Origin of the sequence: Pseudacidovorax intermedius (assembly GCF_001476815.1) — a bacterium.
Classification (GTDB): domain Bacteria; phylum Pseudomonadota; class Gammaproteobacteria; order Burkholderiales; family Burkholderiaceae_C; genus Xenophilus; species Xenophilus intermedius_A.
In genome coordinates this window covers 1-23933 of the sequence record NZ_LDSL01000102.1, presented here as the reverse complement: position 1 = coordinate 23933, position 23933 = coordinate 1, and the positions used below count along the sequence as shown (strand labels likewise).

Below are 23933 nucleotides of genomic sequence, written 5' to 3'. Positions count from 1 at the left end.
GCCCGGCGCCGGGCGGCACCTGCACCAACGTGGGCTGCATTCCCTCCAAGGCCCTGCTGCAGTCGTCCGAGCATTTCGAGCACGCCAACAAGCACTTCGCCGAGCACGGCATCACCGCCACCGACGTCAAGATGGACGTGGCCAAGATGCTGGCCCGCAAGGACGGCGTGGTGAAGCAGAACAACGACGGCATCCTGTACCTGTTCAAGAAGAACAAGGTCAGCTTCTTCCATGGCCGCGGCTCCTTCGTGAAGGCCGCTGAAGGTGGCTACGAGATCAAGGTGGCCGGCGCCGCCGAGGCCACCCTGGTCGGCAAGCACATCATCGTGGCGACGGGCTCCAACGCCCGCCAGCTGCCCGGCGTGCCCTTCGACGAAGAGACCGTGCTGTCCAACGACGGCGCGCTGCGCGTGGGCGCCGTGCCCAAGACACTGGCGCTGATCGGCTCCGGCGTGATCGGCCTGGAGATGGGTTCGGTGTGGCGCCGCCTGGGCGCGGACGTCACCATCCTCGAAGGCCTGCCGACCTTCCTGGGTGCCGTGGACGAGCAGATCGCCAAGGAGGCCAAGAAGGCCTTTGACAAGCAGGGCCTGAAGGTCGAGCTGGGCGTGAAGGTGGGCGAAGTCGCCAAGACCGGCGCCGGCGTGAGCATCGCCTACACCGACGCCAAGGGCGAGGCGAAGAAGCTGGACGCCGACAAGCTGATCGTCTCGATCGGCCGCGTGCCCAACACCATCGGCCTGAATGCCGAGGCCGTCGGCCTGAAGCTGGACGAGCGCGGTGCCATCGTGGTGGACGACGAGTGCAAGACCAGCCTGCCCAACGTGTGGGCCGTCGGCGACGTGGTGCGCGGCCCGATGCTGGCGCACAAGGCGGAAGAAGAGGGCGTGGCCGTGGCCGAGCGCATCGCCGGCCAGCACGGGCACGTCAACTTCAACACCATTCCCTGGGTCATCTACACCAGCCCCGAGATTGCGTGGGTCGGCCGCACCGAGCAGCAGCTCAAGGCCGACGGCGTGAAGTACAAGGCCGGCACCTTCCCCTTCCTGGCGAACGGCCGCGCACGCGCGCTGGGCGACACGACGGGCATGGTCAAGTTCCTGGCCGACGCCACGACGGACGAGATCCTGGGCGTGCACATCGTGGGCCCGATGGCCAGCGAGCTGATCTCCGAAGCCGTCGTGGCGATGGAGTTCAAGGCCTCCGCCGAGGACATCGCCCGCATCTGCCACGCGCACCCGTCGCTGTCCGAGGCGACCAAGGAAGCCGCGCTGGCCGTCGACAAGCGCACGCTGAACTTCTGAGTTGGCCCTCCCGTCCGTCAAGGAGGCCTACGAGGCCGAACTCAAGGGCCGCGGCTACAGCGCCGATCCCGCGCAGTTGCGCGCGATCGACGCGCTGGACCGCTGCGCCCGCGAGTGGGCCGAGTACAAGGCCCAGCGTTCCAACGCCTTCAAGAAGCTGATCCACCGCCCGGCCGTGCCGCGCGGCGTTTACATGTACGGGGGCGTCGGCCGCGGCAAGAGCTTCCTCATGGACTGCTTCTTCAACGCGGTGCCCATCAACCGCAAGACGCGCCTGCACTTCCACGAGTTCATGCGCGAGGTGCACCGCGAGCTGGCAGACCTGCAGGGCATCCAGAACCCGCTCGACGAACTGGGCAAGCGCATCGCCAGGCGCTTCAAGCTGATCTGCTTCGACGAGTTCCACGTCGCCGACATCACCGACGCCATGATCCTGCACCGCCTGCTGGCGGCGCTGTTCGACAACGGCGTGGGCTTCGTCACCACCTCCAACTTCAAGCCCGACGACCTGTACCCCGGCGGGCTGCACCGTGACCGCATCCTGCCGGCCATCGACCTGCTCAACCGCAAGCTCGAGGTCATCAACGTGGACAACGGCACCGACTACCGGCGCCGCACGCTGGAGCAGGTGCGGCTGTACATCACGCCCAACGACAGCGGCTCCGAGAAGGAACTGCGCAAGATCTTCGACAAGCTGGCGGAGAAGGGCGACGACAACCCGGTGCTGAACATCGAGCAGCGCGAGATCCGCGCCCGCCGCCGCGCCGGCGGCGTGGTGTGGTTCGACTTCCGCACGCTGTGCGGCGGGCCGCGCTCGATGAACGACTACCTCGAGATCGCCAGCCAGTTCCACACCGTGCTGCTGTCCGACGTGCCCGAGATGCCGGTGCGCATGGCCTCGGAAGCACGCCGTTTCACCTGGCTGGTGGACGTGTTCTACGATCGCCGCGTGAAGCTCGTGCTCTCGGCCGAGGTGCCGCCGGAGCAGCTCTACACCGAAGGCCCGCTGGCGCACGAGTTTCCACGCACCGTCTCGCGGCTGAACGAAATGCAATCGGCCGAGTTCCTGGCGCTGGAGCGCCGAACCGTGGACACCCGCCTCACATGATCTTCCCGATGGCCTCGCGCTTCGCACGCCCGGTTGCCGCACTGGGCGCCGCGCTGCTGCTGGCGGCCCCCGCGCCCGCCCAGACCCGCGTGTCGGCCGAGGCCGATGCGGCCGCCAGTGCCGAGCGTGACCGCATCGGCGTGGCGCGCCGCGCCGCCGAGGTGCGCTTCGACACCGAGCGCAAGCAGTGCTACCAGCGCTTCGCGGTCGAGGACTGCCTGAGCGCCGCGCGCGACCAGCACCGCGACACGCTCGCCGACCTGCGCCGGCGCGAGGCCGACCTCAACGACGCCGAGCGGCGCCGGCGCGGCGAAGAAGCCCTGCGCCGCCTCGACGACAAGCAGCTGACACCGCAGACGCGCGACAACCCCGAAGAGCGCGCCCGCAACCAGCAGGCTCAGCAGGACCGCGAGCAGCGCAACGCCGACCACGCGGCCAGCCGCGCCTCGCAGGCTGCTGAGGCGCCGCAGCGGCGCCAGGCCTTCGAGGACCGGCAACGGGCCCAGGCCGAGCGCAAGGCCCAGCGCGCGGCCCGGCAGGCGCAGGACGCCGTCGAGCGCGAGCGGTATGAACGCCGCCAGGCCGACGCGCAGCAGCGCCGCGCGGATGTGCAGCGCCAGCAGTCCGGTCGCACCAAGCCCCCGGCGGCACCGCTGCCGGTGCCGGCCGCGCCGCGGCCAGCCCCGGCCGGCACGGCGCCCTGATGACCCCGGCGGCGGCCACGTCCGCCCGGTCGAGACGCCCAAACGGCGCCGCAGCCGCAGGCCGCCAGGCGGGCTCAGCGCCGCGGACTGGCGCGCAGCAGCGGATCCTCGCCGGCCGCGTAGGCCTCGCGTCCGGCGCCGGGCGCCGCTGCCGGGCGGGGCAGTTCGTCCACCTTCACCAGGATCAGCGACAGGTTGTCACCCGATCCCGCGGCGCGGCGACGCGCCTCGTTCACCAGCATCTCGGCCGCGACGCGGGCCGGATGGCGGGCGATGACGGCGCCGAATTCCTCGGGCGTGAAGTAGTGCCACAGGCCGTCCGAGCAGGCCAGCAGCGCATCGCCCGGCTGGAGGCCGTCGATGGGCGCCAGGTCCATCGGCGGCAGCGTCGACTGCATGCCCAGGCAACCCACCAGGATGTTGGCCTTGGGATGGTGCAGCGCTTCGTTTTCGGTGAGTTCGCCGCGCTGGATCAGCACTTCCACATAGGAATGGTCGCGGGTGCGGCGCAGCAGGCGGCCGCGGCGGAACAGGTAGATGCGCGAATCGCCCGCATGGATCAAGGCGCCGCGGCCGTCGGGATTGAGCAGGAAGGCGGCCACCGTGCTGTGCGGTTCCTGTTCGCTGGACAGGGCCGTGAGCCGGATGACGGTGTGGGCCTCGTCCACCAGCTGGCGCAGCAGGGCGCCGGGCTCGTCGTCGTCGGGCGAATAGCGCGTGAACAGCTGCTGCGCGGTCATGACCACCTGTTCGGAGGCCTTGCGCCCGCCGCTGCGCCCGCCCATGCCGTCGGCCACGACGGCCAGCAGACAGCCTGGGCGTTGCGGATGCCCCATCAGGGCAACCTGGTCCTGTTGGTAGGGCCGGTCTCCCTGGTGGAGGCCGGTGGCGGCAGACAATCGGAAACCGTTTGGAGGCATTGGCGCGGTCGGCGCCGTGGCGCGCCAACGGGTCAGGGGGTTGCGGTTGGCGCCCATTATCGAGCGATCGCTTACACCGTTATTCACAATTTTCAACTTCTTCTTGCCGACAAGATGACCCAGGTCACAAGGGCATGCAGGCGCGGAGGACGGCCATGGCCCTGAGCGACGAGGTGCTCGATGTTTTCGCCGACGGCGGTGCCCTGTCGCAGGCGGCCGACCAGTTCCGTGTGCGCGAGGGCCAGACGCAGATGGCGCTGGCCATTGCCGACGTGGTGACCGAGGGCGGGCAGCTGGTGGTGGAAGCCGGCACCGGCGTGGGCAAGACCTTCTCGTACCTGGTGCCGGCGCTGCTGAGCGGCGAGCGGGTGCTGCTGTCCACCGCCACCAAGGCGCTGCAGGACCAACTCTTCGGCCGCGACCTGCCGCGCCTGCTGGAGGCGCTGAACCTGCCGCTGCGCACCGCGCTGCTCAAGGGCCGCGGCAGCTACCTGTGCCTGCACCGCATGGGGCAGGCCCGGCACGACAGCGGCAACGAGCGGGGCGTGGCCCACGCGCTGGCCAAGGTGGAGCGCTGGGCGCTGACCACCCGCACCGGCGATCTGGCCGAACTGCCCGGACTGGACGAGCGCTCGCCGGTGATCCCGCTGGTGACGTCCACGCGCGACAACTGCCTGGGCCAGCAGTGCCCGCAGTTCAAGGCCTGCCACGTCAACCTCGCGCGCCGCGAGGCCCTGGCGGCCGACGTGGTGGTCATCAACCACCACCTGTTCTTCGCCGACCTGGCGGTGCGCGAATCGGGCATGGCGGAGCTGCTGCCCACGGTGCGGGTGGTGGTCTTCGACGAGGCCCACCAGCTCAACGAGACCGGGGTGCAGTTCCTGGGCCAGCAACTGGGCACGGGCCAGGTGCTGGACTTCGCCCGCGACATGCTGGCCGCGGGCCTGCAGCAGGCGCGGGGCCTGGTCGACTGGCAGGCCGTGGCTGGCACGCTCGAACATGCGGCGCGCGAACTGCGCATGGTGGCCGGCAAGGGCTGGCCCGGCACCAAGCTGCGCTGGAACGGCGCGGCGCCGGAAGGCATCGCGCCCACGCAGTGGCAGGCCTGCCTGGACACCCTGCGCCGCGCGGCCGAGGACGCCGCCGAGGCGCTGGGCACGGTGAGCGAGCTGTCGCCCGATTTCGTGCGACTGGCCGAGCGTGCCGGGCTGCTGGTGGAGCGGGCCGCCGTCCTGGCCGAGCCGTGTCCGCCCGAGGCCGTGCGCTGGCTGGACATCGGCACCCAGGTGCGGCTGGTGCAGTCGCCGCTGGACATCGCCGACGCGGTGCGCAAGCGGGTGCTCAAGGCCGGCGGCGGCGAGCCGGCCGGGGAGGGCGGCGCGCCGGGGCGGGCCTGGATCTTCACCTCCGCCACCCTGGGCGACGACCCGCAGCTGCGCTGGTTCACCGAGCCCTGCGGCCTCGATGACGCGCGCATCCTGCGCGTGGCCAGTCCCTTCGACTACGCGCGGCAGGCGGCGCTGTACGTGCCGCGCGACTTTCCGCGGCCGGCCGACGCGGGCCATCCATCGGCGGTGGCCGCGCTCGCGGCGCATGGCGCGCTGCGCCTGGGCGGCCGCACCCTCGTGCTGACCACCACGCTGCGCGCGCTGCGCAGCATCGGCGATGCGCTGCGCGAGCGCCTGCGCGCCGCCGGCAGCGACATCGACGTGCTGGTGCAGGGCGAATGGCCTAAGCGGGTGCTGATGGACCGCTTCCGCGCTGGCGCCGACGCGGGTGCCACCGGCTGCGTGCTGGTGGCCTCGGCCTCGTTCTGGGAGGGCTTCGACGCACCGGGCGACGTGCTGCAACTGGTGGTGATCGACAAGCTGCCCTTCCCGCCGCCGGGCGATCCGCTGGTGGAGGCACGCACCCGTCGCCTGGAAGCCCAGGGCCGCAGCGGCTTCGGCGACTACTCCATCCCGGAGGCGGCGGTGGCGCTCAAGCAGGGCGCCGGCCGGCTGATCCGCCGCGAGAGCGACCGTGGCGTGCTGGTGGTCTGCGACACGCGCCTGGTCGCGATGAGCTACGGCCGGCGCCTGCTGGCCGCCCTGCCGCCGATGCGCCGCCTGGCCACCGGTGCCGACTTCGAGGACGCGCTCGACGCGCTCGTTCAGCCGGCCGGCTGAGCCTTTCCATTTCCAGAATCCATGGGCGCGTTCCGGGGCCCCGGCGCGGCGTGCGTGCGCCCGCATACGTGGATCTGCGTACACGCTCCTCAGCGTTAACCCGCGGTTCGCGTCACGCATGTGACGCCCAGGGCCCAACAGGCGGCCGCGGTACGTAATTCCCCTCTGAAGCTGGTCAGATTCCGATCAGTGTGGCAGCCGGAGCATCACCTCCGCCCCCGCAGCCCCGGCTGCAAAGGAGACATCGGGCACCCCGCCGGACCCCTGGCGCGAGAGGCACGAACCGATCCACGACACCTTTATGACAACGCTTCGCCTTCCCCTATGAACGATCGCAACCTCAACCGAGGCTTGTTCCTCATCGCGCTTGCACTGCTGTTCGGCGTGCCGGCCTTCAACTACCAGATCGGCAGCTTCGCGCATGCCGGCCCGGGCCTGTTCCCGGCCATGGTCAGCGGCATGCTGCTCGCGATCGGTGTCATCACCGTGATCCGCTCGCGCTTCGTCAAGCCGGTGCCGATGTCGGTCAAGTTCAAGAACATCGGCATCATCCTGGCGAGCCTGTGCAGCTTCGCGCTCGTGTCCACCTACCTGAACATGACCGTGGGCATCGTGGTGATGGTGTTCATCGCCTCGCTGGCGGCCAGCGGCAAGTATTCCTGGCTGCGCAACGTCAAGGTGGCGGTGGTGCTCGTGGCCTTCGCCTTCGGCTTCCAGAAGCTGCTGGGCCTGAACCTTCCCCTGTACTGATCGGAGCCTGCACACCATGGAAGCTCTCCACAACCTGGCGTTCGGCTTCGAGCACGCGCTGACCATCCACAACCTGATGTACTGCGCCATCGGCTGCGTGGTCGGCACCCTGGTGGGCCTGCTGCCCGGCCTGGGCCCGCTGGCCACCATCAGCCTGCTGCTGCCGCTGACGTATTCCATCGACACCACCGGCGCGCTGATCATGCTGGCCGGCATCTACTACGGGGCGCAGTACGGCGACAGCGTGTCGGCCATCACGATGAAGATCCCGCATGCGAGTTCGATCGTGGCCTGTATCGACGGCTACGCGATGACGCTCAAGGGCAAGACGGGCCTGGCGCTGTTCACGGCCGGCTTCTCCAGCTTCATCGGCGGCACCGTCGCCATCGTGGTGCTGACCTTCCTGGCGCCCAAGCTGGGCGAGGTGGCCTTCCTGTTCGGCCCCGCGGACTACTGCGCGCTGATGATGGTGGGCTTCGTCTGCGTGAGCTTCGTGACCACCGGCAGCCTGCTCAACGGCCTGGCCATGTGCCTGATCGGCGTGCTGCTCGGCCAGATCGGCACCGACGTCAACAGCGGCGTGCAGCGCTACACCATGGACCTGCCCTTCCTCGCCGACGGCGTGGGCCTGGTCAGCATCGCGCTGGGCTGCTTCGGCATCGCCGAGATCACCAAGAACCTGGACACCGGCGAGGAGCGCTCGCCCTTCAACGGCAAGATCCACCTGATGCCCACCTGGGAGGAGTTCAAGCGGATCATTCCCAGCGCCCTGCGCGGCAGCGTCATCGGCTCCTTCCTGGGCATCCTGCCCGGCGGCGGCCCGGCCATCGCCCAGTTCGCGGCCTACGCCATCGACAAGAAGGTCAGCAAGTACAAGCACGAGATCGGCACCGGCTGCATCGAAGGCGTGGCCGGTCAGGCTGCTGCGGACGAAGCTGCTGCACGCACCAGCTTCATCCCGCTGATGTCCATCGGTATTCCCGAGAACGCGGTGATGGCGCTGATGATGGCCGCCTTCATCATCAAGGGCATCCAGCCCGGCCCGAACATGATCGCCGGTCACCCGGAACTGTTCTGGGGCCTGGTCGCCTCGATGTGGGTCGGCAACTGCTTCCTGATCATCCTGAACGTGCCGCTGGTGCGCTACTGGCTGTCGGTGTTCAAGATCCCGTACGCCGTGCTCTTCCCGGGCATCCTGTTCTTCTGTTGCATCGGCACGTACAGCGTCAACAACAACCTGGAAGACCTGTACATTACCGCCGCCTTCGGCCTGCTGGGCTTCCTGTTCATGAAGTTCGACCTGGATGCCGCGCCGCTGATGCTGGGCTTCATCCTGGGCCCGATGCTGGAGGAGAACTTCCGCCGCACGCTGCTGCTGAGCCGCGGCAGCTTCGGCATCTTCTTCGAGCGTCCCATCAGCGGCTCGCTGCTGTCGCTGATCGGCGTGTTCATTGCCTGGCAGACCATCGGCTTCTTCATCAAGACGAAGAAACAGCGCAGCGCAGGCGGCGTATTGCCTGCAGCGCACGAGACGGTCTGAGGTCACGCGCGCCACGAACTGCGAGAGGGGCCTTCGGGCCCCTTTCGCTTTTCACGGGTGCCAGGCGTCGGCCTCCGCCCGCGGACGTGGCACACAGACCGCCCGGCGCCGCCGCTGGAGCGTGCAGCTGACGGCCCTGCGACAGTGAGGTCGGCCCTCGGCGCCCACAATCGGGCCACCACTGCCTGCGCGGGTGCCGCCCTTCACGGCTTCGGCACCGCGCCGCTTCCATCCTTCTTCTGGAGATGCCCATGCCCGAATCCCTTCCCGCCACCGCGCTGCAACTGCGCTCGCTCGTCCAGGCCGATGGCACGCTGCAGATCAGCCTGGAGTCGGTGCCCGTGCCGCAGCCCGGTCCCGACGAGGTGCTGGTGCGCATCCAGGCCACGCCCATCAATCCCTCCGACATCGGCCTGCTGCTCGGCCCCGCCGATCTGTCGACCGTGCAGGTGGCGGGCACCGCCGAGCGGCCCGTGGTGACGGTCCGCATTCCCGAGCGCGCCATGCCGGCCATGGCGGCGCGCGTGGGCCAGAGCCTGCCCGTCGGCAACGAAGGCGCCGGCCTGGTGGTCGCGGCGGGCGCCTCGCCGGCCGCGCAGGCGCTGCTGGGCCGCACGGTGGCCCTGATCGGCGGCGCCATGTACGCGCAGTACCGCTGCATGCCGGCGGCCCAGTGCCTGGTGCTGCCGGAGGATGCGACGGCGGCCGACGGCGCTTCCTGCTTCGTCAACCCGCTCACGTCGCTGGGCATGGTCGAGACGATGAAGCGCGAGGGCCACACGGCGCTGGTCCACACGGCGGCGGCCAGCAACCTGGGCCAGATGCTCAACCGCATCTGCCTGAAGGACGGCATCGGCCTGGTGAACATCGTGCGCAAGCCCGAGCAGGCCGAACTGCTGCGCGGGCATGGCGCGGTGCACGTCTGCGACAGCAGCGCGCCCCACTTCATGGCGCAGCTCACCGAGGCCCTGGTGGCCACCGGCGCCACCATCGGCTTCGATGCCACCGGTGGCGGCACGCTGGCGGGCCAGATCCTGCAGTGCATGGAGGCGTCCATCGCGCGGCGCACGCCCAGCGAATACAGCCGCTACGGCTCGTCGGTGCACAAGCAGGTCTACCTGTACGGCGGCCTGGACACGCGGCCGACGGAGATCCACCGCAGCTTCGGCATGGCCTGGGGCGTGGGCGGATGGCTGCTGTTTCCCTTCCTGCAGAAGATCGGCGAGCCGGCGGCGCAGGCGCTGCGGGCGCGGGTGGCGGCCGAGCTCAAGACCACCTTCGCCAGCCACTATGCGCGCACGGTGTCGCTGGCGGACGCGCTGAGCGCTGAGAACATTGCCTTCTACGGCGCGCGCAACACAGGCGCCAAGGTACTGATCGATCCGTCGCTGTGAGGCAGGCGGCCTTGCGCGACGGGGGCACCCCCTCTCCCCAACCCCTCTCCCGCGAGGGGAGAGGGGCGTCCGGAGCGCGAGCGAGAAGGTGCGCACGGCGCAATGGCAGGGCGCCCAGTGCGTCGTGAAAGGCGCTCCAGCGTCAGAGCGGCTCCAGCCCGACCTTCTTCATCATGGCTTCCGTCGACCGCATCTCGCGCCTGAAGCCGTCCACGTAGGCATTGCCCTCCTGGATGTCGACCTGGCCGCCTTGCTCTTGCAGCGCAGCCACGACGCGCGGCTGCTTGAGCGCCTGCACGAAGGCCGACTGGATCTTCTCGACCACCGCATCGGGCGTGCCGGCAGGCACCGAGATGCCGCCCCAGGACGTCAGCTCTACGCCCAGCACGCCGGCCTCTGCCAGCGTGGGCACCTGCGGCAGCACCGCGTTGCGGCGCGGACCGGTCACGGCCAGCGCGCGCAGCCGGCCGGCTTGGATCTGCGGATACGCCACCGCCAGGATCGGCGCGCCGAACACCACCTGGTTGCCCAGGACCGCGGTGCACAGTTCCGACGCGCCCTTGTAGGGCACGTGCAGCGCGCTGCCCTTGACGGCATCCAGGAACATCTCCACGCCCAGGTGGGACGGCGTGCCCACGCCGCCCGAGGCGTACTCCACCTTGCCGGGCCGCGCGCGGATCTGCCGCACGAGGTCGTCCACGCTGCGGATGTCCGAGTCGGCATTCACGACCAGCACCACGTCTGCGCTGGTCAGCCGCATGATGTGGCGGAAGTCCTTGAGCGCATCGAAGCCCGGGCTCTTGTACATGTGCATGTTGGCCGCCATGGGCGCGGCCGAATAGATCCAGGTGTAGCCGTCGGCGGGCGCGCGCGCCACCAGCTTGGCGCCGATGTTGCCGCCGGCGCCGCCGCGGTTCTCGATGACCACGCTCTGGCCTAGGATCGGCCCGACCGCCTCGGCCAGGATGCGCGCGGTGGTGTCCGGGCCGGTGCCGGCCAGGTAGGGCAGCACCCATTTGATGGTCCGGCTGGGGTAGGGCTCGGCGGCGCGGGCCAGCGGTGCGGCCAGGGGCGCCAGGGCGGCGGCCAGGCCGGCGCCCACCAGGCGTCGGCGGTTCATGTCGGTCATCTTGCTTGTCTCCTTGTGTGATTCTTGCGAAGGCCGGCGTCCACGGCGCCGGCCCCGGTTCAGGCGCCGCCGTCGGGCGCGAGCAGCTCCTTGGCGATGGTGTTCTTCTGGATCTCGCTGGTGCCGGTGAGCACCCGGTACATGCGCAGCATGCGGAACAGGAACTCGACGCGCCGGCCCTGCACGATGCCTTCGCCCCCGTGCACCTGCACCGCCTTGTCGGCGACGCGGAAGGCGGTCTCCGAGCAGAAGAGCTTGGCCATCGAGGCCTCGGCCCGCGCGTCGCCGCCGGCGTCCAGCTGGCGGGCGGTGGCGATCATCAGTGCGCGCGCCGCCGCCAACTCGGTGGCGGCTTCGGCCAGCATGTGCTGGATGGCCTGGAACTGGGCGATGGCGCGGCCGAACTGCCTGCGCTGCATCGCGTAGTCGCGCGCATCGCGCAGCGCCACCTGGGCCAGGCCTACCATCGCCGGGCAGTGCAGCAGCCGGTTGACCGTGATGCGGCCGAGCGCCAGCGCCAGGCCGCGGCCCGGCTCGCCGATGCGCTGGGCGGCCGGCACGCGGCAGCCGTCGAGCACGATGTCGCCGGTGCTGCTCTGGCCGGCCATGGTCTTGTAGTTGGATTCGATGCGCACGCCGGGCGCGCGCAGGTCGACGAAGAAGGCAGTCACCTCGCGCTGCTCGCTGCCCTCGGGCGCTGTCGAGGCCATCAGCACCGCCGCGTCGGCGAAGGGCGAGCCCGAGATGAAGCGCTTGCGGCCGGTGATGACGTAGTCGTCGCCGTCGCGCACCGCGCGCGTCTGCACCGCGCCGGCGTCGGAGCCGGCCTCGGCCTCGGTGAGGGCGAAGCAGATCGCCATCTCGGCCTGCGCCACGGGCAGGATGAACTGCGCCATCTGCTGCGGCGTGGCGTGGCGCACCAGCGCGCCCACGCGCGGCGGGCCGCTCAGTTCGCCCAGCACGTGCGGCGCGAAGGGCGAGCCGGTGGCGTAGATGGCCTCCTTGACCAGCACATGGTCAAGCACGGACAGGCCCAGGCCACCCAGCTGCTCGGGCAGGGTAAGGCCGTAGAAGCCGAGTTCGTGCGAGCGGCGCCAGACCTGGCGCAGCAGCGCGCGGTCGGCGCCGTGCTCATGGTCGAGCTGATGCTCGCGGGCCAGCTCGGCCAGCTCGCCGTTCAGGAAGTGCCGGATGCGGGCGATGAGTTCGGCGGCGCGTTCGCTGCCCTCGAAGGGCCCGTGGAAGAGCGGGGCGGAAGCGGTGGTGGTCGTCATGATGCGGGTTCCGTTCAATTGACCATCCGCGACTGGCCCTGCCAGTACGGCGCCTGCACGGCGCGGCGCATCACCTTGCCGTTGGGATTGCGCGGCAGCGCGGCGACGAACTCGATGTGCCGCGGCCGCTTGAAGCCGGCCAGCTGCGCACTGCAGAAGGCGTCGATCAGCGCCTTGTCCGCCGCGCGGCCGGGCTTGAGCACCACGTGCGCCGCCACCGCCTCGCCCCACTTGTCGTCGGGAATGGCGAAGACGCAGGCGTCCTGCACCGCCTCGTGCTGGTAGAGCACGGCCTCCACTTCGGAGGGATAGACGTTGAAGCCGCCGCTGATGACCATGTCCTTCTTGCGGTCCACGATGTAGACGAAGCCGTCCTCGTCCATGCGGGCCAGGTCGCCCGTGTGGTAGCGGCCGTTCTTCAGCACCTCGGCCGTCAGCTCGGGCGCGCGCCAGTAGCCGGCGAAGACGTCGTTGCCGCCGACCACGATCTCGCCGATCTCGCCGATGGCCACCGGCTCGCCCGCGTCGTCCAGGATCTGCACGTCGCACTCCAGGAAGGGCCGGCCGCAGGAGGCCAGGCGCTCGGGCCGCGCGGCGCGGGCATGCAGGTGGTCCTCGGTGCTGAGGGCGCAGACGCCGGAGGTGGTCTCGCCCGCGCCGTAGCCCTGCGACAGCACGGGGCCGAACACGTCCATCGCGCGCAGGATGCGCGCGGGCGCCATGGGTGCCGCGCCGTAGCCCAGGCGCTGCAGGTCGGGCAGCGGGCGGTACTGGCCTTCCAGCCCGGCCAGCAGCATGTTGATCATGGTCGGCACCATGAAGGTATGCGTGATGCGCTCGGCCTTCATGTCGGCCAGGAAGCGCCCGGGTTCGAAGCCGCTGAAGATGCGGATGGTCACGCCGCTGCACAGCGCCGGCACGATCTGCATGCCCGAGGCATGGGTGATCGGCCCGACGAGCCCCAGCGAATGGCCGCTGCGCATGCCCTCGCTGCGGATCAGAAACTTGCGCAGCTGCGCGAGCCGGTTGCCGAAGGTCTGCATGGCGGCCTTGAGCACGCCGGAGCTGCCCGAGGTGTAGTGCAGCACGGCCAGCTCGTCGGCATGCACCGGCACGGCCTCGAAGCGGTCGGTGGCGCGGGCCAGCAGGCCTTCGTAGCCGTCGTCGCCGGCCGCGTCCAGCAGCACCAACCGCGGTGCGCCGCGCAGGTGCGGGCGGATGGCCTCGGCCCGCTCGGCGGTGGTGACGATCAGCGTGGCCTCGCTGTTGGCTGCGACTTCGCCGACCTCGGCCGGCGACAGGCGTGCGTTGAAGGGCGCCTTGACCAGCGCGGCCTTGTAGCAGGCCAGCTCCAGCTCCACGATCTCGGGGCAGTTGGGCAGGTAGATGCCCACGCGGTCGCCGCGCGCCAGGCCCAGGCCGAGCAGGGCGTTGGCGAGGCGGCAGGCGCGCTGCTCCAGCTCGGCATAGCTGAGGCTGCGATCGGCACTGCGGACGGCGACCTGCCGTGCATGCGCGCGGGCACTGCGGGCGACGAGGGTGGCCACGTTCGTCACGGGACGGACGGCGGCCGTGGTGGGGCTGGCGTTGTTGATGGCTGTCTCCTGGAATCTCGACCGGTGGTCCCATGGACTGCGCGTCCAGAGGCCGTATCGGTCACTGTTCCAGAAGGCCGGTCATCGCGGAAATACCGTTTGCTGATGCCGGGGCATCAATGCAAGTGATGGCCTCCTACCCGGGGCAGGCGGGCGCGCGCCGCAGTTCAGGGCCGGTCGCGATGCAGCCACTCGGCTTCCCAGGCGCCTTGATCGATCAGCCGGCGCGACTGGCTGAGCAGGGCCTCCATCACCGCCTGGGTGGCGGCATCCCGCACCCGGCCCGCGGGCAGGGCCAGGCTGTAGGTCCGCACCAGTTCGGGTTGCACCACGCGCGCCACGATCCAGTCGGCGCGGGCGGGCGGCGCATCGTGCAGCGCGCAGGCCGGCGTGAAGGTGAAGCCCGCGCCATGCAGGTAGAGCGAGCGGATCACGCGCGCGGAGTCGTGCTCGTGCGCGATGTGCAGCGCGGTGCCGCGTTCGGCAGCGGCTTCCTCCACGCTGCGGCGGATCGAGAACCGGCGCGACTGCAGCACCAGCGGCAGGCGGGCTGCATGGTCGAAGTCGAGGGTGGGCCGCAGCACCGGCGCTGCGCCGGCACGTGCCTTCGCCTTGCGCGGTGCGCCGGACTGTCGCAGCAAGGCCCGCACGCGGCCATCGGCATCCTGGCCGCAGACGAACATCGCCTCGCGCGCCAGCGGCTGGCAGTCCAGGCCCTCCACCGTGGGCGTGTCGACCAGGATGCCCAGGTCGGCGCGCCGGTCCAGCATGGCCTTCCTGACCATCAGGCTCAGGTCGTCGAGCACGAACACCCGCACCCGCGGCGCCGTCTCGCGCAGGGCCATGAGCACCGGGCCCATCAGCAGCGAGGCGAGCAGGAAGGGCAGGGCGACGGTCACCGAGCCCTCCGGCCCCTGCGGCAACTGGCGGATGCGGTCGCGCATGGCCTCGGCGTCCGACAGCAGCCGGCGCGCATCCTCGTACAGCTGCAGGCCGGCGGAGGTGGGCGTGACGCCGGCGTGCGAGCGCTCCAGCAACTGCGTGTCGAGCTCGGCCTCCAGCTTCTTGATCTGGGCCGTCAGCGCCGGCTGCGCGATGTACAGCGAGGCCGCCGCGCGCGACAGGCTGCCCGCTTCGAGCACGGCGATGAAGTAGCGGAGGCTGCGCAGGTCCATGGGTGGCGCGCAGCATAGCCGCGCGTGCGGCGCGCTGTCAGTCCCAGGCGGGCGCCAGGCTTTCGGGATTGGCCAGGCGCTCGTTGCGGTCCAGCGCGGCGATGGCGGCCATGTCCTCCGAGGTGAGCTTCAGGTCCTTGGCCTTCAGGTTGGACGCCAGGTTCTCGCGCTTGGTGGACGACGGAATGACGGAAAAGCCCTGCGCCAGCGCCCAGGCCAGCACCACCTGCGCGGGCGTGGCGCCGTGGCGCTGCGCGATCTCGGCCAGCACCGGCTCCTTCAGCACCTTGCCGTAGGCCAGGGTCATGTACGAGGTCAGGTGCACGCCCTGCATGCGCGCGTAGTTGACGAGCTTGCGGTTCTGCAGATAGGGGCTGATCTCAACCTGGTTGGTGGCGATGGCCCCTTTGCCCGCCAGCTCGATGGCCTGCTGCAGCAGCGCGATGGTGAAGTTGGAGACGCCGAACTGCGCCGTCAGGCCCTGGTTCTGCGCCTCGGCCAGGGCCTCCAGCGTCTCGCGCAGCGGCACCGCGCGGCCGGGTGAGGGCCAGTGGATCAGCGTCAGGTCCACCTGCTCGGTGCGCAGCTTGCGCAGGCTTTCCTTCAGGCTGGGGATCAGCGCGTCGGTGCCCAGCTTGTCGACCCAGATCTTGGTGGTCAGGAAGAGCTGCGAACGGGGCACACCCGATTCGGCGATGGCCTGGCCGATCTCGGCCTCGTTGCCGTAGATCTGTGCCGTGTCGATGGCGCGGTAGCCCACGTCCAGCGCGTTGCGCACGGCGTCAATGACGGTCTGGTCCTTGAGGCGGTAGGTGCCCAGGCCGAAGGCGGGAATGGCGGCGGGGATGCTCATGGTGCGATGTCCTTGCAGGAAGAGGAAAGAGGTTGGTAAAGAAGGCTAGCCGCGGCCGCATCCTGCGGCTGGCGTCCGAATGCCGGGCCCGCCGTCAGCAGGTGGCGCAGCCGTCGTGGCGTCCATGGGTCGCCGCGCGGCCCTGGGCATCGCGCCGGTCCAGCCGGCCGGCCCAGGTGGTGAGGGCCCAGGCGCCCAGCACCACCAGCGCGCCGATCCAGGCGGTGTGGACCAGGCCCAGCCGCTCGACGATCAGGCCGCCCAGCCCCGCGCCCCCGGCAATGCCCAGGTTGAAGGCGGCGATGTTCAGGCCCGAGGCCACGTCCGCGCCCTTGGGGCTGAAGCGTTGCGCCTGCTGCACCACGTACACCTGCAGGCCCGGCACGTTGCCGAAGGCCACCGCGCCCCAGGCCAGCACCGTGGCGACCATCAGCACCGGATGCGGTGCCGTGAGGCTCAGCACGCCCAGCACCGCGGCCAGGCCCAGGAAGATGCGTTGCAGCGCCGGCACCGGCCCCAGCCGGTCGGCCAGCTTGCCGCCCCAGAGGTTGCCCACGGCCACCGAGAGGCCGTAGGCCAGCATCACGCCGCTCACCGCATTGGCCGAGAAGCCGGTCACCTGCTGCAGCAGCGGCGCCAGGAAGGTGAAGGCGATGAAGGAGCCGCCATAGCCCACCGCCGTCATCGCATAGACCAGCAGCAGCCGCGGCTGGGCCAGCACGGCCAGCTGCTCGCGCAGGGCCGCCGGCGGGCTGTGCGGCACGTCGCGGGGCACGAAGACCGCGCTGCCCAGCGCCGCCACCACGCCCAGGCCGGCGACGGCCAGGAAGGTGGCGCGCCAGCCGAGGTGCTGGCCGATCAGCGTGCCCAGCGGCACGCCCGTCACCAGCGCCACGGTGAGGCCGGTGAACATGATGGCGATGGCGCTGGCTGCCTTCTCCTTCGGCACCACGCTGGCCGCGATGATCGAGCCGATGGAGAAGAAGACGCCGTGCGCCAGGCCGGTGAGCACGCGCGCCACGACGAGCGACTCGTAGCCGGGCGCGCGCCAGGCCACCAGATTGCCCAGCGTGAACAGCACCATCAGCCCCAGCAGCAGCGCCTTGCGCGGCAGCCGGCCGGTCAGCGCGGTGAGCAGCGGCGCGCCCACGGCGACACCCAGGGCATAGAGGCTCACCAGCAGGCCCGCCGAGGGCAGGCTCACGCCCAGGTCGGCGGCGATGGTGGGGATGAGGCCGACGATCACGAACTCGGTCGTGCCGATGGCGAAGGCGCTGAGCGTCAGCGCGAAGAGGGCAATGGGCATGGAGGGCAGCTCGCGGCATCGGCCGCATCAGCGATCGGAGAGGATGGAAGGCCGCCAGTCTCCCGCGATCCGCTCTTGCGAAAAACCCGTCTATAAATCAAACACCTTTGATCTGGAATCAAGAATGAAGACGACGCTGGACGAGATGCAGGCCCTAGCCGCCGTGGTCGACACCGGCGCGCTGTCGCGGGCCGCTGATCAGCTGGGCATGACCGTCTCGGCCGTCAGCCGCACGCTGGCGCGGCTGGAGCACAAGCTCGGTACCACGCTGATGCGGCGCACCACGCGGCGGCTGGAACTGACGGAGGAGGGCGCCGCCTTCCTCGCACGCGCGCGGGCCATCCTGGCCAGCGTCGATGCCGCCGAAGAGGACATGGCCGCCCGCCGCGAGCGCCCCGGCCGGCTGCGGGTGGATGCCGCCTCGCCCTTCATGCTGCACGTGGTGGTGCCGCTCGTCGCCGGCTACCGCGCGCGCTATCCGGAAGTGACGCTGGAACTGCACAGCCACGACGGCCTGATCGACCTGCTGGAACACCGCGTGGACGTGGCCATCCGCATCGGCCGCCTGCGCGATTCCACGCTGCATGCGCGGCCGCTGGGCAGCAGCGCGCTGCGGCTGCTGGCATCGCCGGCCTACCTGGCCGCAGCCGGCACGCCGCGTCGTGTGGCCGATCTGGCGCGGCACGCGCTGCTGGGCTTCACGCCGCCCAGCAGCCTCAACGAATGGCCGGTCGCGGATGCCGAGGGCCAGCCGCTGCACGTGGCGCCGGCGCTGGCCGCCTCCAGCGGAGAGACGCTGCGCCAGCTGGCGCTGGAAGGCGCCGGCATCGCCTGCCTGGCCGACTTCCTCACCGCACGCGACATCGCCGAAGGCCGGCTGGTGCCGGTGCTGCCCCGGCTCACGCGGGACGTGCGGCAGGCCGTGCAGGCGGTGTACTACCGCAACACGCCGCTCACGGCGCGCATCGCGTCCTTCATCGACCACCTGGCCGGCCATTGGCCCGGCGCGAACCCCGGGACTGGCGGGTCGTCAAAGTAGCGCCAGGGCTGCGACCCGGCGCGGCGGCCCACGGGCATTCCCCAGTCCAGCACTTGCCGACGCGCATCTACATTACGCTCGAAATGCGAAATGTGATTGCCGTCCCGGCTGCCCGTCTTTTCGAGGGGACGTCCGCATGGGCAGCGAACCCGAAAGACATCCTGTGACCCCGTCCTCCCGCCCCGGCCGCCGCTCCCATGCCGAACGCAGTGCACAGACGCGGCAGCGCCTCATCAGCACGGCCATCGAATTGATCGGACAGCACGGCTTCGGCCAGATGTCCATCCACGCATTGGCCCGCAGCGCGGGGCTGACCTCGGGCGCGGTGCAGCACCACTTCGAGTCCAAGGCCGTGCTGATGATGCAGGTGCTCGACGAACTGCTGCGCAGCCACATCGACGCCGGTGCGCTCTGGCCGCCCGCCGGGCTGGGGCCCCGGGAGCGGGCCACGCGCCTGCTGCAGACGCTGTGGACGCTGGTCTATGCCGAGCCGCGCTTCCTGGTGGCCTGGAACATCTATCTGGGCTCGCGCGGCCAGCCCGAAGTGCTGGGCCACATCGCCCAGGCGCGCGACGCCATCGATGCGCAGCTGTCGCAGGGCTTCTTCGCCACCTTCCCCGAACTGGCAGGCCAGCCCGACCGGGAGGCGCTGATGGGCGTCGTGTTCTCGACCCTGCGCGGTCTGGGCCTGCTCGAGCTCTTCGCGGACCAGGGCCAGCCGTCGGCATCCGCCCCGGCCCAGCTCGCGCTGCTGGCGGAGCTGATCGCGGGGCGTTGCGAGTCGGCCGCCGGCGATCGGCCTGACGCACCGGCCAAGGCCGCGCGGCGCCGGCGCGCGTCGCCGGACTGAATCGTCGGCGCTTGCGCGCCCGCTGCATTTCCGATCGCCAACAACAACGCAGGAGACACCATGTCCTTCTTCTTTCGCCGGCGGCTTTCCGCCTGGGCGGGCCTCGGCTCGCTCGTCGTCGCCGCAGCGGCCAGCGCCCAGGCGCCCGCCTATCCCACCAAACCCATCCAGCTGATCGCGCAGCAGCCGCCGGGCAGCGGGTCCGATGCCATGACGCGGGTCTGGGCCGACTGTGCGGCGCAGGCGCTGGGCCAGCCCGTCGTGGTGCAGAACCGGCCGGGCGCCAACGGCATCCTGGCCGTCAACGCCCTCAAGGGCCAGGCGGCCGACGGCTACACGCTGATGAGCATCGGCATGTCGCAGATGAGCGTCACGCCCTACACCTACCGCCAGCCGCCCTACGACCCGGCCGTGGACTTCGACGGCGTGGCCGTGCTGGGCACTTCTCCGCTGGTGCTGACGGTGCCCGCCGGTGAGGGCGTGGCCCGGCTGGCCGACCTGCAGAAGCTGGCGGCGGCCACGCCCGGTGGGCTGAACTTCGGCTCGCCCGGCAAGGGCAGCCCTGCGCATCTGCTCACCACGGCCCTGCTCGACAAAATGGGCGTGGCCGGCACCCACGTGCCCTTCGTGGGCGAGGGCGCGGGCATGGCGGCGCTGATGGGCCATCAGATCCAGGCCATGACGCTGGTCGGCGGCACGGCCGCCGCGCAGGTCAAGGCCGGCAAGCTGGTGGCGCTGGCGGTCTTCGACAACCAGCGCTCGGCACTGATGCCCGACGTGCCCACCATCGCCGAACTGCTGCCCGCGGCCGCCGACCTGGCGCGGCCTTCGTGGATCGCCATCGTGGCCAGGGCCGGCACGCCGCCGCAACTGCTGGCGCGCCTCAACGCCGTCAGCGAGCGCTGCCGCAACGGTGCGCAGTACCGCCAGCGGCTGGAGACGATGAGCGTGACGCTCACGGCCTCCACGCCCGCCGACGTGCGCGCCTGGGCCGCGCGCGATGCCGCCGTGTGGCGGCCCTTGATCGACAAGCTGGGCCTGGCCACGGAATGAACGATGGGGCAGGGCGGCGGAACGCGCGACGCGCGTTGCCCGCCGGCCCTTCGTGCGGCGCCGTGTCCGGCGTCTGATCTCGCGGAAGGGGCGGTCCTGCAACGGCCGACTAGGCAACGCCGTCGTCTGGCCGTACATTTACATTATGGTTGAAATGCAAAATGTAAAAGCATGACGCCGTCGTCCCGAGGCAGCAGACGGGCCCATGCCGCAGGCACCGTGCAGACGCGCGAGCGCCAGGCCGGCAGGGCCGGTGACGGCATCGGCGCGCCGACCGCCTGAGCGGACTCGCCGCCCCCGGACGACGGTTTCCGCCCCCATTTCCGAAACTGCAGGAGTCCTCCATGCGCATGTCCTTTCGTCGGCCACTCGTCGCCCTCGCGGGCCTCGGCTCTCTCTTCGCGGTGGGAGCGGCCAGCGCGCAAGCGTCCGCCTATCCGGCCAAGCCGATCCAGCTGATCGCGCAGCAGCCGCCCGGCAGCAGCTCCGACGCCATGACCCGCATCTGGGCCGACTGCGCCGCCCAGGAACTGGGGCAGCCCGTGGTGGTGCAGAACCGGCCGTGCGCCAACGGCCTCCTGGCCGTCAGCGCGCTCAAGGGCCAGCCGGCCGACGGCTACACCCTGATGAGCAGCGGCATGTCGCAGATGAGCATCACGCCCTACACCTACAAGCGTCAGCCCTACGACCCGGCCACCGACTTCGACGGCGTCGCCGTGCTGGGCACCACCTCGCTGGTGTTGACGGTGCCAGCCGGTGAGGGCATCGCCCGCCTGGCCGATCTGCAGAAGCTGGCGGCGTCGCAGCCCGGCGGCCTGAACTTCGGCTCGCCCGGCAAGGGCAGCCCGGCCCAACTGCTGACCACGGCGCTGCTCGACAAGCTGGGCGTGGCCGGCACGCATGTGGCGTTCGTGGGCGAGGGGGCTGGCGTCACGGCGCTGATCGGCCGGCAGATCCAGGCCATGACCCTGGTCGGCAACACGGCCGCGGCCCAGGTGAAGGCCGGCAAGCTGGTGGCGCTGGCGGTCTTCGACGGCCAGCGTTACGGCCTGCTGCCGGACGTGCCCACCATCACCGAGCTGCTGCCCGCCGCGGCCGACCTGGCTCGCCCCTCGTGGTTCGCCATCGTGGCCAAGGCCGGCACCCCGCCGCAGATGCTGGCGCGGCTCAACGCCGCGAGCGAGCAGTGCCGCAGCAACGCGCAGTACCGCCAGCGGCTCGACGCGATGAACGTCACGCTGACGCCCTCCAGGCCGGAAGACGTGCGCGCCAACGCCGCGCGCGACGCCGCCGTGTGGCGGCCCTTGATCGACAAGCTGGGCCTGGCCAACGAATGAGCGCGCAATCCGGCGCACCCGAGGTCCGGCTCTCCCATGGCGGCCGCCTGCGCGGCTCTTGGCATGGCGGGCTGCGTGTCTTCAAGGGCATCCGCTATGCGTTGCCGCCCTTCGGCGAGCGCCGCTTCGCCCCGCCCGTTCCGATGGCGCCCTGGCAAGGCGTGCGCGAGGCCACGGACTTCGGCCCCCCCTTTCCCCACTGGCCTCGCCATGCCACGCCCGACGCCGAACCGGTGGGCGGCGAGGATGCGATGTCGCTCAACGTCTGGGCGCCCGATGCGCCGCCCGGCACGCGCCTGCCCGTCATGGTCTGGGTGCACGGCGGTGGCTTCGTGCGCGGCAGCGCGGCAGAGCCGCTGTACGACGGCACCGCCTTCGCGCGGCAGGGCGTGGTGTTCGTCTCCATCCAGTACCGGCTGGGCATCGACGGCTTCGCGCATCTGGCGGATGCGCCGCCCAACCGGGGCCTGCTCGACCAGCTGATGGCCCTGCGCTGGGTGCGGGACCACATCGGCGCCTGGGGCGGCGATGCCGGGCAGGTCACCGTCTTCGGCCAGTCGGCGGGGGCGGGGGCCATCGCCTGCCTGATGGGCCTGCCGGAGGCCCGCGGGCTGTTCCAGCGGGTCATCCTGCAGAGTCCCAGCGTGGCGTGCCAGACGGTGGACGAGGCCCAGGCCGCCCTCGCCGCCGTCTGCGCGCTGGCCGGCACGGTGCCCGACCGGGCCGTGCTGGCCCACGCGCCGCTCGCGCCGCTGCTGCGGGCGGTGCAGCGGCTGACGCAGGATGCCCGCCTGCGCCGCACGATGGGATTGGCGAGCCGCCATCTCTTTCCGCTGCGGCCGGTGCTCGACGGTCAAATGCTGGTGGCGCCGCCGCTGCAGGCCTTGCAGGCCGCATGGGAGGAGCCTTCGCCGCTGCAACTGCTGGTGGGCCACAACGCCGACGAGATGCGGCTGTACCACGTGCCCGGCGGCGGCCTGGGCCGCATCGCCGAGGCCGACGTGGAGGACTTCGCGCGCAGCGCCGGCGTGGCGCTGCCCCCGGGCCGGACGGGGACGCCGGGCGAGCGCTTGTGCGCCCTCCAGTCCGACTACCACTATGCGGCGCCCGCGGCGGCGCTGGCGCATCTGGCGGCCACGCGCGCCGCCTCGGCCCATCGCTATCGCTTCGTCTGGCCGTCGCCCGGCTTCGACGGTCACCTGGGCGCGGCGCACGGCGTCGAGCTGCCCTTCGTGTTCGGAAACCTCGACAACGCGGCGGCGCGCGAACTGGCGGGCCTGTCGCCGCCCAGCGCGCTCTCGCAGCGCATGCAGCAGGCCTGGCTGCGCTTCGCCAAGACCGGCGATCCCGGCTGGGCCGCGCACACGCCAGCGCTGCCCTGCGTGCAGGTCTTCGGCGAGTGCGAGGTCGCGGCGCCCTGAGCCAGGACATCGGCAGCGGCCCCGGCGCGTTCACGGATGCCTGCCGTCAGCCAGGGCGTCGCACAATGCGCCGCCGCGCCTTGCGGGCGTGGCGCTTCGATCCCTGGAGACCACGCCATGCAGGACTACTACGCCGCCCGCGCCGCCGAGTACGACGCGATCTATGCCAAGCCCGAGCGCCAGGCCGACCTGCGGCAAATGGAAGCCTGGCTGCCCGGCATGCTGGCCGGCCGCCATGTGCTGGAGGTGGCCTGCGGCACAGGTTACTGGACGCAGTTCTACGCCGCGGCGACGGCCGGTGTGGTGGCGCTCGACGGCGCGGTGGAGACGCTGCGTATTGCCGCGCATCGGCTGCCCGATGCCCCGGTGCGCTGGCTGCAGGGCGACGCCTATGCGCTGCCCGTGGCCGACAGGGTCTTCGACGGCGCCTTCGCCGGCTTCTGGTGGTCGCACATCCCGCTGGACCGCATCGACGGCTTCCTGCAGGGGCTGCACCGCACGCTGAAGCCGGGCGCCCAGGTGGTCTTCATCGACAACCTGTTCGTGCCTGGCAGCAGCACGCCCATCGCCGAGCACGACAGCGACGGCAACACCTGGCAGCTGCGCAGGCTGGCCGACGGCACCACGCACCGCGTGCTCAAGAATTTTCCGAGCCGCGACGCGCTGCTGGCCGCCGTGCAGCCCCACGCCCGGATCAGCGCCTACCGCGCGTGGGCGCACTTCTGGGCGTTGTCGTATTCGCTGCGTGGCTGACCGGCCTCGTGCCGACACAGGAAGGTCGACGTATCAGGTGAACGTCAGAAGGCGATGAAGCCGCGATGAATCCGCGCCGTCGACGGTCACCCTGTTCGGTGTGCTCGACGCCGCCGTCGGCCACCCCAGCCACAAGGGAGAATGTGGTCGGCGGCCCGGCCTTTGTCTCGCCCACCGTCCCGGTCGGCGGTGGCGGCGGGGGCGGCGTGGGCGACCAGGCCAGGACCTCGGCCGGCTAGGTGTCGAGTTGCAATAGGTTG

General features: G+C 70.9%; 20 protein-coding genes. 13 read left to right on the top strand and 7 right to left on the bottom strand.

Features of this window, described 5'->3' with window-relative positions; all coding sequences use genetic code 11:
* The 3 genes from lpdA to NS331_RS16140 all read left to right on the top strand — a co-directional run.
* The coding region (gene lpdA / locus NS331_RS16150) for a dihydrolipoyl dehydrogenase (RefSeq protein ID WP_058642996.1) at window positions 1-1304 on the top strand (1304 nt) is incomplete at its 5' end.
* Window position 1305: 1 nt separating this feature from the next.
* On the top strand, window positions 1306-2412 hold the full coding sequence (zapE, locus tag NS331_RS16145; RefSeq protein WP_058642995.1) for a cell division protein ZapE: 1107 nt from the start codon (window positions 1306-1308) through the stop codon (window positions 2410-2412).
* Window positions 2409-3116 (top strand): hypothetical protein, encoded by a 708-nt coding sequence (locus tag NS331_RS16140; RefSeq protein WP_058642994.1) that lies wholly within the window; start codon window positions 2409-2411, stop codon window positions 3114-3116. Before zapE ends, NS331_RS16140 begins: the two co-directional genes overlap by 4 nt.
* A gap of 74 nt (window positions 3117-3190) precedes the next feature.
* Here NS331_RS16140 and NS331_RS16135 read toward each other — a convergent pair whose 3' ends face one another.
* The gene (locus tag NS331_RS16135; RefSeq protein WP_058642993.1) at window positions 3191-4036 is read right to left on the bottom strand and encodes a PP2C family protein-serine/threonine phosphatase; all 846 of its coding nucleotides are present in this window, start codon (window positions 4034-4036) and stop codon (window positions 3191-3193) included.
* Window positions 4037-4191: 155 nt separating this feature from the next.
* Between NS331_RS16135 and yoaA the strand changes: the two genes are divergently transcribed.
* The 4 genes from yoaA to NS331_RS16115 all read left to right on the top strand — a co-directional run bounded on the left by yoaA (window position 4192) and on the right by NS331_RS16115 (window position 9888).
* Window positions 4192-6204, top strand: coding sequence for a DNA repair helicase YoaA (gene yoaA / locus NS331_RS16130; protein WP_058642992.1), 2013 nt, complete (start codon window positions 4192-4194; stop codon window positions 6202-6204).
* Between the two features lie 324 nt (window positions 6205-6528).
* Complete coding sequence (locus tag NS331_RS16125) at window positions 6529-6954, top strand: tripartite tricarboxylate transporter TctB family protein (RefSeq protein WP_058642991.1); 426 nt, start codon at window positions 6529-6531, stop codon at window positions 6952-6954.
* A gap of 16 nt (window positions 6955-6970) precedes the next feature.
* Window positions 6971-8494, top strand: coding sequence for a tripartite tricarboxylate transporter permease (locus NS331_RS16120; RefSeq protein WP_058642990.1), 1524 nt, complete (start codon window positions 6971-6973; stop codon window positions 8492-8494).
* A gap of 251 nt (window positions 8495-8745) precedes the next feature.
* On the top strand, window positions 8746-9888 hold the full coding sequence (locus NS331_RS16115) for a zinc-binding dehydrogenase (RefSeq protein ID WP_058642989.1): 1143 nt from the start codon (window positions 8746-8748) through the stop codon (window positions 9886-9888).
* Window positions 9889-10030: 142 nt separating this feature from the next.
* Here NS331_RS16115 and NS331_RS16110 read toward each other — a convergent pair whose 3' ends face one another.
* The 6 genes from NS331_RS16110 to NS331_RS16085 form a co-directional block, all read right to left on the bottom strand.
* Window positions 10031-11017: a tripartite tricarboxylate transporter substrate binding protein gene (locus NS331_RS16110; protein WP_058642988.1), complete on the bottom strand. Its 987-nt coding sequence runs from the start codon at window positions 11015-11017 to the stop codon at window positions 10031-10033.
* 59 nt (window positions 11018-11076) lie between these two features.
* Window positions 11077-12291: an acyl-CoA dehydrogenase family protein gene (locus NS331_RS16105; protein ID WP_058642987.1), complete on the bottom strand. Its 1215-nt coding sequence runs from the start codon at window positions 12289-12291 to the stop codon at window positions 11077-11079.
* A 14-nt stretch (window positions 12292-12305) separates the two neighbouring features.
* Window positions 12306-13847, bottom strand: a complete 1542-nt coding sequence (locus NS331_RS16100) for an AMP-binding protein (protein WP_242873779.1) — start codon at window positions 13845-13847, stop codon at window positions 12306-12308.
* Between the two features lie 206 nt (window positions 13848-14053).
* A complete protein-coding gene (locus NS331_RS16095; RefSeq protein ID WP_058642985.1) occupies window positions 14054-15061 on the bottom strand; it encodes a LysR family transcriptional regulator in 1008 nt (335 codons plus the stop codon).
* A gap of 37 nt (window positions 15062-15098) precedes the next feature.
* Entirely contained in the window at window positions 15099-15914 is an 816-nt protein-coding gene (gene dkgB, locus NS331_RS16090) for a 2,5-didehydrogluconate reductase DkgB (RefSeq protein ID WP_058642984.1), read from the bottom strand.
* 94 nt (window positions 15915-16008) lie between these two features.
* Window positions 16009-17220 carry an MFS transporter gene (locus tag NS331_RS16085; RefSeq protein ID WP_058642983.1) on the bottom strand — a complete coding sequence of 404 codons (1212 nt, stop codon included), beginning with the start codon at window positions 17218-17220 and terminating at the stop codon, window positions 16009-16011.
* A gap of 124 nt (window positions 17221-17344) precedes the next feature.
* Here NS331_RS16085 and NS331_RS16080 point away from each other — a divergent pair, with 124 nt between their 5' ends.
* The 6 genes from NS331_RS16080 to NS331_RS16055 all read left to right on the top strand — a co-directional run bounded on the left by NS331_RS16080 (window position 17345) and on the right by NS331_RS16055 (window position 23673).
* A complete protein-coding gene (locus NS331_RS16080) occupies window positions 17345-18259 on the top strand; it encodes a LysR family transcriptional regulator (protein ID WP_058642982.1) in 915 nt (304 codons plus the stop codon).
* A gap of 163 nt (window positions 18260-18422) precedes the next feature.
* Complete coding sequence (locus NS331_RS16075) at window positions 18423-19109, top strand: TetR/AcrR family transcriptional regulator (RefSeq protein ID WP_242873778.1); 687 nt, start codon at window positions 18423-18425, stop codon at window positions 19107-19109.
* A 60-nt stretch (window positions 19110-19169) separates the two neighbouring features.
* Window positions 19170-20162: a Bug family tripartite tricarboxylate transporter substrate binding protein gene (locus tag NS331_RS16070; protein ID WP_058642980.1), complete on the top strand. Its 993-nt coding sequence runs from the start codon at window positions 19170-19172 to the stop codon at window positions 20160-20162.
* Between the two features lie 344 nt (window positions 20163-20506).
* Window positions 20507-21499 (top strand): Bug family tripartite tricarboxylate transporter substrate binding protein, encoded by a 993-nt coding sequence (locus NS331_RS16065; protein ID WP_058642979.1) that lies wholly within the window; start codon window positions 20507-20509, stop codon window positions 21497-21499.
* Window positions 21496-22920 (top strand): carboxylesterase/lipase family protein, encoded by a 1425-nt coding sequence (locus NS331_RS16060; RefSeq protein ID WP_058642978.1) that lies wholly within the window; start codon window positions 21496-21498, stop codon window positions 22918-22920. Before NS331_RS16065 ends, NS331_RS16060 begins: the two co-directional genes overlap by 4 nt.
* A gap of 117 nt (window positions 22921-23037) precedes the next feature.
* Window positions 23038-23673, top strand: a complete 636-nt coding sequence (locus NS331_RS16055; protein ID WP_058642977.1) for a class I SAM-dependent methyltransferase — start codon at window positions 23038-23040, stop codon at window positions 23671-23673.
* Window positions 23674-23933: the final 260 nt, after the last annotated feature.

Bases quoted from the DNA above. Each gene is read 5' to 3' on its own strand.
- NS331_RS16140 (WP_058642994.1), top strand. From the start codon at position 2,409: ATGATCTTCCCGATGGCCTCGCGCTTCGCACGCCCGGTTGCCGCACTG.
- NS331_RS16135 (WP_058642993.1), bottom strand. From the start codon at position 4,036: ATGCCTCCAAACGGTTTCCGATTGTCTGCCGCCACCGGCCTCCACCAG.
- yoaA (WP_058642992.1), top strand. From the start codon at position 4,192: ATGGCCCTGAGCGACGAGGTGCTCGATGTTTTCGCCGACGGCGGTGCC.
- NS331_RS16125 (WP_058642991.1), top strand. From the start codon at position 6,529: ATGAACGATCGCAACCTCAACCGAGGCTTGTTCCTCATCGCGCTTGCA.
- NS331_RS16120 (WP_058642990.1), top strand. From the start codon at position 6,971: ATGGAAGCTCTCCACAACCTGGCGTTCGGCTTCGAGCACGCGCTGACC.
- NS331_RS16115 (WP_058642989.1), top strand. From the start codon at position 8,746: ATGCCCGAATCCCTTCCCGCCACCGCGCTGCAACTGCGCTCGCTCGTC.
- NS331_RS16110 (WP_058642988.1), bottom strand. From the start codon at position 11,017: ATGACCGACATGAACCGCCGACGCCTGGTGGGCGCCGGCCTGGCCGCC.
- NS331_RS16105 (WP_058642987.1), bottom strand. From the start codon at position 12,291: ATGACGACCACCACCGCTTCCGCCCCGCTCTTCCACGGGCCCTTCGAG.
- NS331_RS16095 (WP_058642985.1), bottom strand. From the start codon at position 15,061: ATGGACCTGCGCAGCCTCCGCTACTTCATCGCCGTGCTCGAAGCGGGC.
- dkgB (WP_058642984.1), bottom strand. From the start codon at position 15,914: ATGAGCATCCCCGCCGCCATTCCCGCCTTCGGCCTGGGCACCTACCGC.
- NS331_RS16085 (WP_058642983.1), bottom strand. From the start codon at position 17,220: ATGCCCATTGCCCTCTTCGCGCTGACGCTCAGCGCCTTCGCCATCGGC.
- NS331_RS16080 (WP_058642982.1), top strand. From the start codon at position 17,345: ATGAAGACGACGCTGGACGAGATGCAGGCCCTAGCCGCCGTGGTCGAC.
- NS331_RS16070 (WP_058642980.1), top strand. From the start codon at position 19,170: ATGTCCTTCTTCTTTCGCCGGCGGCTTTCCGCCTGGGCGGGCCTCGGC.
- NS331_RS16065 (WP_058642979.1), top strand. From the start codon at position 20,507: ATGCGCATGTCCTTTCGTCGGCCACTCGTCGCCCTCGCGGGCCTCGGC.
- NS331_RS16060 (WP_058642978.1), top strand. From the start codon at position 21,496: ATGAGCGCGCAATCCGGCGCACCCGAGGTCCGGCTCTCCCATGGCGGC.
- NS331_RS16055 (WP_058642977.1), top strand. From the start codon at position 23,038: ATGCAGGACTACTACGCCGCCCGCGCCGCCGAGTACGACGCGATCTAT.